This is a genomic window from Chryseobacterium panacisoli, assembly GCF_008274625.1.
Taxonomy (GTDB): Bacteria; Bacteroidota; Bacteroidia; order Flavobacteriales; family Weeksellaceae; genus Chryseobacterium; species Chryseobacterium panacisoli.
This window is the reverse complement of sequence record NZ_VTRU01000004.1, coordinates 103,811-117,045: the sequence shown is the minus strand read 5'-3', so window position 1 is coordinate 117,045 and position 13,235 is coordinate 103,811. Positions and strand designations below refer to the sequence as shown.

General features: G+C 37.0%; 12 protein-coding genes. 1 reads left to right on the top strand and 11 read right to left on the bottom strand.

Translation table 11 applies throughout. From position 1 onward, the window contains the following. Position 1: 1 nt before the first annotated feature. The 10 genes from FW781_RS16165 to FW781_RS16120 all read right to left on the bottom strand — a co-directional run bounded on the left by FW781_RS16165 (position 2) and on the right by FW781_RS16120 (position 11,318). The gene (locus FW781_RS16165) at positions 2-580 is read right to left on the bottom strand and encodes a TMEM175 family protein (RefSeq protein ID WP_149388381.1); all 579 of its coding nucleotides are present in this window, start codon (positions 578-580) and stop codon (positions 2-4) included. Next, positions 573-1,112 carry an NADPH-dependent FMN reductase gene (locus FW781_RS16160; RefSeq protein WP_149388380.1) on the bottom strand — a complete coding sequence of 180 codons (540 nt, stop codon included), beginning with the start codon at positions 1,110-1,112 and terminating at the stop codon, positions 573-575. Before FW781_RS16160 ends, FW781_RS16165 begins: the two co-directional genes overlap by 8 nt. A gap of 21 nt (positions 1,113-1,133) precedes the next feature. Beyond that, positions 1,134-2,033 (bottom strand): pirin family protein, encoded by a 900-nt coding sequence (locus FW781_RS16155; protein ID WP_149388379.1) that lies wholly within the window; start codon positions 2,031-2,033, stop codon positions 1,134-1,136. Between the two features lie 57 nt (positions 2,034-2,090). Next, positions 2,091-2,402 (bottom strand): GNAT family N-acetyltransferase, encoded by a 312-nt coding sequence (locus FW781_RS16150; RefSeq protein WP_149388378.1) that lies wholly within the window; start codon positions 2,400-2,402, stop codon positions 2,091-2,093. Positions 2,403-2,558: 156 nt separating this feature from the next. After that, positions 2,559-3,434: a pirin family protein gene (locus FW781_RS16145; RefSeq protein ID WP_149388377.1), complete on the bottom strand. Its 876-nt coding sequence runs from the start codon at positions 3,432-3,434 to the stop codon at positions 2,559-2,561. A gap of 145 nt (positions 3,435-3,579) precedes the next feature. Then, a complete protein-coding gene (locus FW781_RS16140) occupies positions 3,580-4,983 on the bottom strand; it encodes an MFS transporter (RefSeq protein ID WP_149388376.1) in 1,404 nt (467 codons plus the stop codon). 140 nt (positions 4,984-5,123) lie between these two features. Beyond that, a complete protein-coding gene (locus FW781_RS16135) occupies positions 5,124-5,966 on the bottom strand; it encodes a hypothetical protein (protein ID WP_228720217.1) in 843 nt (280 codons plus the stop codon). A gap of 303 nt (positions 5,967-6,269) precedes the next feature. Beyond that, a complete protein-coding gene (asnB, locus tag FW781_RS16130; protein ID WP_149388375.1) occupies positions 6,270-7,937 on the bottom strand; it encodes an asparagine synthase B in 1,668 nt (555 codons plus the stop codon). 320 nt (positions 7,938-8,257) lie between these two features. Continuing rightward, positions 8,258-9,925, bottom strand: a complete 1,668-nt coding sequence (locus FW781_RS16125) for a GLPGLI family protein (RefSeq protein WP_149388374.1) — start codon at positions 9,923-9,925, stop codon at positions 8,258-8,260. 187 nt (positions 9,926-10,112) lie between these two features. After that, positions 10,113-11,318, bottom strand: a complete 1,206-nt coding sequence (locus FW781_RS16120; RefSeq protein WP_149388373.1) for an RsmB/NOP family class I SAM-dependent RNA methyltransferase — start codon at positions 11,316-11,318, stop codon at positions 10,113-10,115. Between the two features lie 274 nt (positions 11,319-11,592). On the opposite strand from FW781_RS16120, the gene FW781_RS16115 reads away from it, so the two are divergent. Continuing rightward, positions 11,593-11,937: a zinc ribbon domain-containing protein YjdM gene (locus tag FW781_RS16115; protein ID WP_047373671.1), complete on the top strand. Its 345-nt coding sequence runs from the start codon at positions 11,593-11,595 to the stop codon at positions 11,935-11,937. Positions 11,938-12,226: 289 nt separating this feature from the next. Here the strand turns inward: FW781_RS16115 and FW781_RS16110 are convergent, their stop codons facing one another. After that, entirely contained in the window at positions 12,227-13,162 is a 936-nt protein-coding gene (locus FW781_RS16110) for a sulfate/molybdate ABC transporter ATP-binding protein (RefSeq protein WP_149388372.1), read from the bottom strand. Positions 13,163-13,235 lie beyond the last annotated feature (73 nt).

The following is a 13,235-nucleotide window of genomic DNA, read 5'->3' as shown; positions in this document are numbered from 1 at the left end:
ATTAATTTTCTTTTAATGATTTTTCGATTCTTCTGTCCGGAATCAGCCATATGAGAGCCACGATATAATAAAAACCTATGGCAATATAAGGATAAAAAAATGAAGTAGCGATTCCCAGGACATAAAATACAATAGAGATATATTCCTTATATTTAGAATGAATGGCCTCTTTCAGCTTTGAATCTTCCCCCTCGCACCGGATAATGACATGTTCCATAATGGTATAGGCAATTGCCGCCATAATGAGCCCGATCCCATATACAGCAACAGGATTTTTAGCAAAACCGGTTGTTCCGATCCACTCCGTAGCCACAGGCATCAGAGAAAGCCAGAACAGAAGGTGGAGATTGGCCCAAAGAATGCTTCCATTTACTTTTTTTACCGTCTGAAACAAATGATGATGATTGTTCCAGTAGATTCCTACATAAATAAAACTGAAAATATAAGCCAGAAACTTAGGAAGAAGAGGTTTAAGACTGGCCCAGCTATTTCCTTCCGGTACTTTCAGTTCAAGTACCATAATGGTGATAATAATAGCAAGAACACCATCACTGAACGCCTCTAGTCTTCCTTTAGTCATTTGCTTTGACCTGATTTTTAAAGTTCTGTATTTTACCTTTCAGATCATTCAGCATATCCGGATTGATGACTCCGCTTTCCATATCAAAATTTTCATAAAACTTAGGCAATGAAAAAGTATCCTTGATATCTGCTGCAAACTGTGGGAAAAATGTTTTTGCCGTATTCATTACATTTCCTCCGCCATAGCCTCCTGGAGAGGTGCTCATCAAAAGCATCGGTTTATTCTGGAATACTTTTACATTGATCCTTGAGGACCAGTCAAAAACATTTTTAAAAGCCGAGCTGTAAGAACGGTTGTGCTCAGCAAGAGAGCAGATGATCACATCACATTCTTCAATAGCTTTTAAAAAATGATGAGCTTCATCCGGAAACCCTTTCTTTTCAAGGTCTACAGAGAATACAGGCATAGTGAAATCGTTGAGGTCAATCAGATTGATTTCCTCGTCCTGAAAATCTTTCAGAACAAACTTTACCAGTTCCCTGTTGATGGAAGTGGAAGATGTACTTCCGGCAAATGCTAATATTTTCATGTTTGATTGTCTGAACTGAGATTATTTTCTGTTTAAAATAGCCTTAGGAAGCGGAACATATTCATTTTCATCTCCCGGAACCAAAGGGAAGGCATCGTGATTCTGGTCGTTCCAGTTTACTTTTGCCTGATCAAGTAATTCTTTATCAGAGTTAACAAAATTCCAGAAGATAAAACGTTCTTCATCAAATGGCTCGCCTCCGAAAAGATAAACTGTTCCGTTTTCGCTCATATCAAACTCGCAAAGCTTAGTATCTTTAGCGATCATCAGCTGTTTTGAACCATAGGAATTTCCTTCTGTGGTAACGGTTCCATCCAGAACATACATTGCTGCTTCTCCGTAAAGATCTTTTCCGATGCTTATTTTCTTGGCACCTTTTGTTTTTATTTCGATAAAAAATAACTTGCTGTGTACAGGAACCGGAGATGTTCTGCCAAATGCTTCACCGGCAATTAGTTTATACTGAATGCCATCTTCCTCCCAAACCGGAATCTCATCAGCTTCAATATGATGAAAAGTTGGCTCAGACTGTTCAAGATGCTTCGGAAGTCCTACCCAGATCTGGAATCCATGAAGTCTCTTATCGGTGTGTCTTAAATATTCAGGGGTTCTTTCCGAATGTACAACGCCTTTTCCGGCAGTCATCCAGTTAACGGCTCCTGGTTTTATTTCAAGAGCACTTCCGATACTGTCTCTGTGGAAAATAGAACCTTCCAGCAAATACGTTAATGTAGATAATCCGATATGGGGATGCGGTGGAACATCAAGGTTCTGATAATCCTTTAATTCTGAAGGTCCCATGTGATCGATAAAAACAAAAGGCCCAACTGCTCTTTTCTCACGGAAAGGGAGAAGTCTTCCTACCAGAAAATTTCCGATATCTGCTGCTTTTTCTTCAATGATAAGTCCAATATTTGACATGATGATGTGATACTTTTAAAATGTTATTTAAATAAATTGATTGGCTTTACAGGAAATTTAAAGTTTGTCATATCCTTCAAATTTCTCATCCACGATACGTTTCCATTCAGGATGTTTCTTGATAAAAGCAAAAACATAAGGACAGAAGGGAAGAAGCTTTTTTCCGCTTTCTTCAATATAATTGAGGGTTTTCTCAACTACAGCCGCTGCTGCACCTGTGCCTGCCAGCTCAGGGTCTGCTTCAGTGTGTACCAAAGCAATCTGGTGTGTTGTCTCACGATAATCAATGAATGCATAATGCCCGTTAAATTCTATTTCAAATCTTTTTTCCGCTTTTACAAGAGGTATATTTTCAAATTCCGGTTTCATAATTTTTGAATTAAGGATTGTCTGCTTTCTGTAATAAAGCAAAGCTTATTGATTGCAATAGCTACACCTTACAGGTTTTCAAAACCTATAAGGTTTGCCATTATATAAAGTTAATAAAAAAAGGAATTATCTAAGATTAAGATAAATTTAATTCTTTTAATCTTCAAGATATCCGAACTTTCCGGTGTTGAAATCCTCAAAAGCCTGCATGATTTCCTCTCGGGAATTCATTACAAAAGGGCCGTGAGGATAGATCGGTTCATTGATAGGCTCACCGCTGATGATCAAAACAACAGCATCTTCTTTTGCTTCAATAGTGAATGTTTCACCTTCATTTTTAAACAAGGCAAAGTGATCAGCCTTCACTGTCTCTTCACCGTTGACGATAATGCTTCCTTCAATAACCAAAGCTGCGGTATTGAAATGGGCAGGAAAATTAAAATCAGCTTTTCCGCCTGCTTTAAGCTTGGCATTCATCATATGAACCGGTGTGAAAGTACTTGCAGGACCTTTATGACCGTTATATTCGCCGGCAATTATTTCTATAAAACCATTTTCACCTAAATCTGCTCTTTCCATCGTGGAGTTTTCAATAGCCTGGTATTTCGGGCAGCTCATCTTATCTTTTGCAGGAAGATTTACCCATAGCTGAACCATCTGAAAGATTCCTCCTTCTTTTGCCCATGCTGTTTCATGGTATTCTTTATGAAGAACTCCTTTTGCTGCGGTCATCCATTGAACGTCGCCTTCTCCTATAACACCGCCGCCGCCAGCGCTGTCATGGTGTTCTACTTTTCCGCTATACGCTATCGTTACTGTTTCAAAACCTCTGTGCGGGTGTACTCCCACGCCTCTTGGTCTGTCTGAACCATTGAAATGAAATTTTGAATTGTAATCAAGCATAATAAACGGGTCCATCCTTTTCATATCCAATCCAGGTACTCCTGGAATAAAATTGTGAACCCTGAATCCATCGCCTACAAAGTGTGCAGGTCTTGGAGATACTACGATTTCTATTTTTTTAGTTGCCATCACATTGTTGATTATGTTAACAAAATTACCATACTTATATGCGAAAAGCATTGATCTGTGTTAAGTTCGTAGAAGGATGAAAAGACGAAGTATAATGAAATAATGAAACTGCATATTTATGCTTTGAAGTTTCATCTTTTTGTATTTAATCTTCCTTCGATTTCATGTTCTTCCCATCCGAAATGTGCAGTCTTCTGAAAACAAATCCTGATAAAATCGTTAATATTCCTACCGTGAGAAATGTAAGTCGAAAGGCATTGTGGATTTCACCGTTAATAAGATCTGTATTTTCAAACAGCTTTAAAACAATCAGTCCGAATGCAATTCCGAAACCGATAGCCAGCTGCTGATTTACAGAAATTAAAGAGTTTCCGCTGCTTGTCTGGAAATTCCTCAGATCAGCAATAGAAATGGTGTTCATAGAGGTGAACTGTATAGAGTTGAAAAACCCCAAGATTGCAATAATTGGAATAAACCAATACAAGGAAGTGTGGATATCAGGTATAGCAAGCAGACAGATCAGCGTTCCGATGATGAATGTATTGATCATTAAAGTCTGACGATAGCCATATTTATCCAGAATTTTAATCACAGATGATTTTCCGAAGATCGCTGTTAAAGCCATGGGTGCAATGATCCAGCCTGAAGTTACTGCTGACTGTTTGTACGCAATCTGAATCATCAGGGGAAGCAATAACGGAACAGAACTGATTCCTAATCTGGTAGCCAGGTTTCCCACAATACCTACCCGGAAAGTTCTTACCTGGAAAAGGTTTAGCGGGAAGATAGGATTTCCTCCTCTTTTTGCATGTTTGTAATAATAATACAGGAACAGGAATCCCATAATAAATACAAGCAGGACAGGGGTGATATTTTGCATATCCCCAAAAAGTTCCAGTGAAACGGAAAGCAGGAGGGAAGCCGCTGCAAAAATTAAAAAGCCTTTTAAATCAAAATCAACATCATCCGACTTATAATTGGGCATGAATTTTAATCCTAAAAGAATTCCTAAAATACCAATCGGGATATTGATCAGAAATATCCAGTGCCATGAAAGATAATCTACCATATAACCACCAACTAACGGTCCGAGTACAGGGCCAATAAGTGCTGGAATAATGGCAAAGTTCATTGCTTTGAGCAGTTCGCTTTTATCAAAAGTTTTGATCAGTGCCAGCTTTCCGACGGGAGTCATTAAGCTTCCTCCGACTCCCTGAATAACTCTTGAAATAACGAGATGGGTAAGATTCTGAGACAGGGAACAAAACAAGGAACCTAAACTGAACAATACCAGCGAGAAAATAAATACTTTTTTGGTCCCGAACCGGTCTGCCAAAAATCCACTGGCCGGCATGAAAACAGCTAATGTAAGAACATAGCTGATAATTGCGTTCTGCATATTAAGCGGGGACTCATGCAGATCTTTTGCAATAGAAGGCAGTGATGTATTCAGAATGGTTGAGTCCAGCATCTGCATAAAAATAGCGGTAGCCAGAATTAAAGGGAGTATTTTCTTTATGGATGTCTGTGGTGTACTTGTTTCTGTCATTTTGTATAGGCTGAACCGTTAAAAAACGTCCAGACTTATTTTATTTGAAGAATCTGCTTGCTTTAAGCAGGTCGATCTTTAGATAAAGAAATCCATATAAAATTAAAAAAGTCCTGTGAGATTTCACAGGACTTTTTGATTTATTTTCTAGGTTTTTCTACTCCTTTCCATTCATCACCGGCTTTTCTATACTGGCTTAAAGTAAAAGTTTTGAAATCCTTTGTTTTGTATTCGATGTTATCGGTATTCTGCTCAAATGGCATGATATAATAATATTCGATATCTGTTTTATCAGATTTGTTTCCTTTTTTCACACTGGGAACATATTTTGAAAACTTATAGCTTGGAAGATATTGTTTCAGTCTTGTGTAGAAAGCTTTATCTTCTTTTTCGCTAGGAATAATATCTACGATATTCAAATCATCTTTTTTCTTATCAATCCAAAGATAATACGTCTTTTCCTCTCCCATATTTCTGTTGAAAGAGTTGAAAGCAAATAATTCTTTCGGTACAAGTTCCTTGATTTTCTCAGGATCAACCTTTGTGTAGTACTGACCTTTTGAAGGATCTACATAGGTTTCAAGATTGTACATCAAAACAGAATTGTTTTCAAATTTCTTATTTTTAAAATACTGATTTAAAGATAATTCTGCAGTTGCTCTAAGCTCTTTGCCTCTGTCATCCAATTTTTTTGTTGGATTCTGAGGGTTTACATATTTTACAAATTCATATAAAACAACAGGTTTTATATCTTTAAGGTGAGGATACGTTTTTAGCTGCTCTGCTTTTACAAGCCAGTAGAATTGTTGATAGTAATCATCTTTATCTTGATCTTTCACACTCTTATAAGCCAAAGCAAGCTTCTTTGAATTCAGATATTTGCCATATTTTCCTTGTCCAAAAGCAAAACTTATGGCTAATAAGGCAAATAAAACAGTAAGGTTTCTTCTCATTTTTTTATAATTGATATTTTCGTTTTCCAAATATAATTATTTATTAGATATTATTTTGGATTGTCAGTTAAATTATGCTATATTGTTATTGTTAATTCAAAAGAAAATCCTGTATTGCTACAGGATTGATAAATTATAACTGAGGAAGTTAGGGGTTTGATGCGATGAAAATAAATATCAATGGTGAATTTTGCTTCGCAAAGTGAATGGTGAATGATTTACCACAAACAGAAAACACTTCCGTATTGATGGTTCTTAATCTCGAATCTCGAAACCCGCCCCACATAATTAACAAGCGCAGCGAATTGACCATTGACGATTCACTAATCAACGCTAGTATGATGTCTCATGTACCTTCACCGCTCTTCCGCTTGGGTCATTCATTTTTTTGAATGCTTCATCCCATTCTAAAGCGATTGGAGTGGAGCATGCCACTGATGGAACAGAAGGTACGGTAGCAGCTGCTGTTTCACTTGGGAAATGTTCTTCAAAAATAGTTCTGTATCTGTATTCTTCTTTGTTTTGAGGAGTGTTTAGTGGAAATCTGAATCTTACGTTTGCCATCATTTCATCCGTTACCTCTTTTTCAGCAACCTCCTTTAAAGTATCGATCCACGAATAGCCTACACCATCCGAGAACTGTTCTTTCTGTCTCCAGACAATAGAATCAGGAAGCATGTCTTCAAATGCTTTTCTCAATACCCATTTTTCGATTTTTCCTTCCGCTGTATTGATCATTTTATCTTTTGGGTTAAGAGTCATGGCAATATCCATAAATTCTTTATCAAGAAAAGGGACTCTGCCTTCAATTCCCCAGCTCATTAGCGCTTTGTTGGCTCTTAAGCAGTCGTACAGGTGAAGTTTACCCAATTTCCTTACGGTTTCATCATGGAATTCTTTTGCGTTCGGAGCTTTGTGGAAGTATAAGTAGCCACCGAATAATTCATCTGAGCCTTCTCCTGAAAGCACCATTTTTATTCCCATAGACTTGATGACTCTTGCCAGAAGATACATCGGGGTGGATGCCCTGATTGTTGTAACATCATAGGTTTCCAGATGGTAAATGACATCACGTACAGCATCCAGTCCTTCCTGAACAGTAAAATTAACTTCATGGTGAACAGATCCGATGTGTTTTGCAGCGGTTTGTGCAGCCGCCAGATCCGGAGAACCTACAAGTCCTACAGCAAAGCTATGAAGTCTTGGATACCATGCTTCCTGTGTATCTCCGCTTTCGATTCTCTGGCGGGCAAATTTTGCAGTGATCGCTGAAATCACTGATGAATCCAAACCTCCGGAAAGAAGCACTCCATAAGGAACATCACTCATCAGTTGTCTGTGAACAGCATCTTCAAGGCCTTTTCTCAATTTTGCGATATCTGTTTCGTTTTCTTTCACATGATCAAAGCTGTCCCAGTCTCTTCTATACCATTGCTGAAGCTCAGCACCGTCCGGACTGTAAACGAAATGGCCCGGTAAGAATGTTTCGATTTTTTTACATACTCCTTCCAGTGCTTTCAATTCGGAAGCTACATAATAGTTTCCGTTTTTGTCCCAGCCTTGATAAAGAGGGCATATTCCCATATGATCACGGGCAATAAGGTAGATGTCATTTTCAGTGTCATATAGTGCGAAGGCAAAAATCCCGTTCAGTTTTTCAACGAAATCTTTTCCGTATTTTCTGTAAAGGGCAAGGATTACCTCGCAGTCAGATTGAGTCTGAAACTCATAATCAGGAAATTCTTCTTTTAATTCTCTATGGTTGTAGATTTCACCGTTTACGGCTAATACTACTTTTCCGTCTTTTGTAAATAAAGGTTGTTTTCCAGAAGTAGGATCTACAATAGCAAGTCTTTCGTGAGAGAAAATTACTTTTTCATCCTGAAAAACTCCGCTCCAATCCGGTCCTCTGTGACGGATTTTTTTTGACATTTCCAAAACCTGAGGTCTTAATACTTCAGTTTTCTGTTGGGCATCAAATAAACATACAATTCCACACATGATTTTTATTATTTATGGAACAAAAGTAGAAGGGATGTTTATAAATAACAATAAAAAATATTTAAAAGTGAAAATTTTTAATTAATTAATTTATTTAAGTTTAAAATATTAACTATTTGTGGAGATTAACGTGTTTTTGATTAATTTTTTTCGTTGAGGCGGAATTGATGATTTTCTCATACAAAATAAAAATGACATATTTATTAATCTATGGTAATTAATTATATGAATTTTAACCCTTACTTTGTGGCTCGAAATAATTTTTTTTCATCATTTGTGTTTTTACCTTCTTGCAATTCTCATGCAAGAAGGTTTTGTTTTTATTGTACCCCTAGTAACGTTCCCGAAACATTCCATGAACTGAAACTTGTTCCTTCGGAAGCTCCCTGAGGAATTTTTATCTGAATTGTATGCTTTCCAGCTTTCAGATCCCCAAGAGGAATGAAGTTAGGATTGGTAACCGTTCCCGGGCACCAGTTTGATCTGCTGAGGTCTGATGAAGAAAGACCGTCCTGAAAATTTCCTGATGCCGGATTGTACAAGCGGTACGAACCGCAGTCTGTTCTCCATGGGACGAATGAAAATACCGGATTTCCATCAACAAAAATAGAATTGGCTTTAGGAACAAATTCATCTCCGTTTTCCCAGCCTCCATGTCCGGTAGTCGTATATCTTAGCTGTGCGTTTTTCAAATCTTTATCTAAAGTGAAATTGACAAGGAGTCCTTTATCCTGACTGAACATGGTAGAGTAGTCCTGTCCGGCCATTTCCATAATATTTAAAGTATTGAATAATGGGATCGCTGTATTGTTTTTATTAACCGTCTGATCACTTTTGTGAATGGTGATATCAAGGCTCACTTTATGACCGCCTTTGTCATAGTTACCAATAAATGTACCTACCCAAAGTTCTTTTCCGGATAATGCAGGTTTTAGCTCTGTAATATCCTGGCGGTAAGGGCTGATAGTCTGCCAGTCTTTTCCTTTAAGCTGAATATGATTGAATTTCTGAATTCCAAAAGCGGTAAAGAATCTCATCATTTCCATGACGGGACTATAGCTGTCCGTAGTTGTTATTCCGTAATATTGCTTTCCGTTGCCATTTTCGTAGACAGGAAGTGTTTTTGCCCCTTTTTCCAATCCATCAAAAAAAGATTTTTCTTTATCCTGAGGAATGAAAAATACTGTTCCGGTTCTGTCATAAGCATCTCCATTTGATTGCTGCTTCAGTTCTACAAAAATATTTTCTCCTTCTGTAATCGCAGGGAATTTTACTTTTTTAAGAATGATGGTTCCGTTGGCATATCTTTTTATCTGGTCATCAGATTTTGAGGCATCGGAGAAATTGATGGTTTCATTTTCAAAAACATTCAGCGTAGTAAATCTGCTTTTCCAGAGTAGATCTTTATATCCTAACTGATCTGTTGTCTGTATGTTTCCTTTTATAATATTTTCAATTCCGGTATTTTTTATTTTTTTGATCGAACTCGCCGTAATTAAGGAGTTTTTATTTCTCTCCACTTCCAGAACCAGACCTAAATTCTGTCCTAAAACAGAAGGCCCACCTTTTAGCTTCAAGTCATTAGTGTACCAGACTTCAATGGTATTTGAATTAACTTTAGTAACCGCTTTTTTACATGTGTACCCTAAAATCTTTTTAGTTTCATTGGTCAGTTCAAAATCCTGTTTTCCTACAGACTCAGCATCTGATGTTGAAATAATAGATCCCGGTTTTAAAAAAGCATATGAAACAATAGTGTTTGATGGCTTTTCTACCTTCGTGATTTCATAAGGGAAGCTGCTTTTTTGTTCTTTGATGGTACTGTTGAGGATGAAATTTTCTTTCTCATTAACCCAAACGATAGTGGAGGGATGGTCAGTATTCGTTTTTCCGTTATATGAGCTGGTATACTGAATTTCATAGGTCTGTGCAGAAAACAGACAGTATAAGAAGATGGCTAGAAAATTGAAAACAATTCTTGTATGCATAAAAAAATGAGTTTGATGCAAAGTTATTCTAAAGTTTCCACAGCATCAAAACGGCTTAATCTATACAGTTAGTAGACAATGGGCTTTAAATGTTACAAAAAATGTTACATTTTTTTTAGAAAGATTTTTAAATAAAAAAAACTACTCCAGAAAATAGAGTAGTTTTATATATTGTTATTGGTTTGGATTAAGAAATTCTCTCAATCAAAGCCATATAGAATCCGTCATAACCTTCACTAGGCATTACTTTTTCATCCTTAATCATTTTAAATCCAGGATTGTTTTTGATGAATTCATCTACCTGAAGATTGTTCTCAGAAGGAAGGATAGAACATGTTGCATATACCATTTTCCCTCCTTTTTTAAGCATTTTAGAATAGTCCTGAAGGATTTGCTGCTGTTCTTTTTTAATTCTGTCAATAAAGTCCTGGTCAATTTTCCATTTACTGTCCGGGTTTCTTTTTAGAACTCCAAGACCGGAACATGGGGCATCAATCAGAAGTCTGTCAGCCTTTTCATGAAGACGCTTGATTACTTTATTATCGGCAATCATACGGGTTTCAATATTGTGGGCGCCAGCTCTTTTGGCACGACGCTTCAATTCGGCAAGTTTCCACTCGAAAATATCCAGGGCAACAATCTGGCCTTTGTTTTTCATTAATGCTGCTAAGTGAAGTGTTTTTCCTCCCGCACCGGCGCATGCATCTACCACTCTCTGTCCTTCCTGTACATCAAGGAAATAACCGATCTTTTGAGAAGAAGCATCCTGAACTTCAAATAATCCTTCCTTAAAAGCTGTGGTAAGAAAAACGTTTTTCTTCTCTTCTAGCTGAACAGCATCAGGATAATTTTTAATAGGAAAAGAAACAACACCTTCATCAGAAAGGTCAGAAATAAGTTCTTTGGTTGTTGTTCTTAAAGAATTCGCTCTTAAAACAGTGGGTGCCTGCTCATTCAAAGCAATCATTTCTCTTTCCCATTTAGCTCCAAGTTCTTTTTCAAGAGTTTCAGCAAGCCATTCAGGAATAGAATGTTCTATTGCTTTTGTAGGAACTGTATTCTTTTTAAGTTTGGTAAGAATGTCGGCAATTTTGATTCCGTCAAATTCTTCAAACTTTTTATAATTGGTCTTACTCCAAAGTAAATAGGCGATGATAAGCTTGTAAATATTGTTGGGCTTTACACCTTCCCCCATATAATATTCAAGACGTTTTTTCCAACGGATGATATTGTAGAAAATCTCAGAAACAACAGCTCTGTCCTGGCTTCCCCATTTTCTGTTTGCTTTCAAAAGTCTTTCAATAACTTTATCTGCATATTTGTTTTTCTCAAAAAATGTCTCCTGTAAGGCATCGTGAATTCCGATGGCCAAGTTTCTGTGAATAAGTTCCATAAGTTTGCTTCGCTGTTTGAATCTGCAAAAATACGACTTTTAATTGAGAGTTGATGAATGAGGTTTGTGAATGGTGAATAGTCAATTCGCTTTGCTTGTGAATTTTTTTTGTTTGGGATATGAGATTCGAGATTCGGGTTTGGGGGCTTTGGTTTGAGATTGAACTTGGGGATTCACCATTCACTTTGCGCAGCAAAAATTGACTATTAACCGTTCCACGATTCCCTCTTGACTTCAACCTCCAAAAAGCTCTACCTTTGCAAAAATTAAAAATATGAGTGATACGGTACTTTGTCCAAAATGCAGCTCGGAGTTTACTTACCCAAGTGATAACATGATGGTGTGTTCCCAGTGTTTCTACGAGTGGGATCCTGCAGAAGCGGCTTCTGAAGCAGCTAACGAAGGAAAAATATTGGATTCAAACGGAAATGAACTGCAGGATGGAGATTCTGTAGTCGTGGTAAAAGATCTTCCCGTAAAAGGAGCACCAAAACCGGTAAAAGCTGGAACCAAAGTGAAAAATATCCGTTTAAGACCGGGTAGTGATCACAATATTGACTGCAAAATTGATGGTTTCGGGGCAATGGCTCTTAAATCAGAGTTTGTAAAGAAAGCGTAAGAAAATGCTGTTTTCTTATGTCCTAAAAATAAGAAAAGGAAAAAATTGGACAGTGTAATCTTTCATAAGACTTAATTGCAAGATTGCTAATGTCCGTCCCGGAAGGCAGAAAGAGAAATAACCAAAAATTTCCTTAAGCTTTAGAAATACAAATGTAAGAAAAAGTTTGAATAACCCATTCTTATGTTTGTGTTTTTTATAGATAAGTGTAAGTAAATGTAGAAGTTATGCAAAACATAGAGAAAAAGAAAAAGGTTCCATTTATAATAGCCGCCTTGCTTTTTTGCCTTTAAATAAATGAAATATTTACAGATCCTGATATGCTCTCATCTGTATATACTACAAGTACTTTTTCCTTTGTTCTCAGCTTATTCCAATAATAGTTTCCTGCAAATCTGCTTTCCAGAACTTGGGCTTCAAAACCGGTTTCTGTAATTTTGATTTCTTTGGGGTAATAAGAGAATTTGGGAAGCTGAAAATTTTCGGCTTCGCTTTCACTGAAAATATTCACTTCTCCGAATAATTTTGCAACATAAGAGTTGTAAGGGTGTCTGTAGGTTTCTTCCGGACTGTCATTCTGAATCAATCTTCCGTCCTGAAGAATAATAATCTGATCCAGCCATGGCATAATATCCTGAAGTTCGTGTGTAGAGATGATTAAAGAAACCCCATGCTGCTTTACATATCTGAAAAGTCTTTCTCTAAGCTCAATTTTTCTCGGAAAATCCAGATTGCTGAATGGTTCGTCTAGAATCAGGAGCTTTGGAAGCACAGACAAGGCTCTGGCAATAGCCACTCTCTGCTGCTGTCCGCCACTTAAATATTTGGGAAGTACATGGGCAAATTCCTGAAGGCCTACCACTTCCAGAAGTTCTGTAACGGTTTCTTTTTTTTGTTTTAAATTAATATTAGAAATAAACTTTCCCACATTTTCTGCCACTGTAGCATAAGGCATAAGATCAAAATTCTGTGCTACAAATTTCATTTCCGGCTCTCCGGGAACAAGATTTCCTTTCGGTCCCAAAAGCTTTATTCCGTTAAAAATAATTTCTCCGCCTTCCCAATCAAGAAGACCATAAATAAGGTTGAGAAGAGTGGATTTTCCGCATCCGCTTTCCCCGGCAAGAGCTATAATTCTGTTTTCTTCAAACCTTAGATTAAGGTTCTGAAACAGGGGATTTTCTTTGTTGTGAGAGAAAAATAAATTGTTTATTTCTAATAGCATATTACAAATGTAAGGTTTTTATGAAAACATAATTTTTTTTATTATATTAGCGGAACTAATAAAAATAAATCAA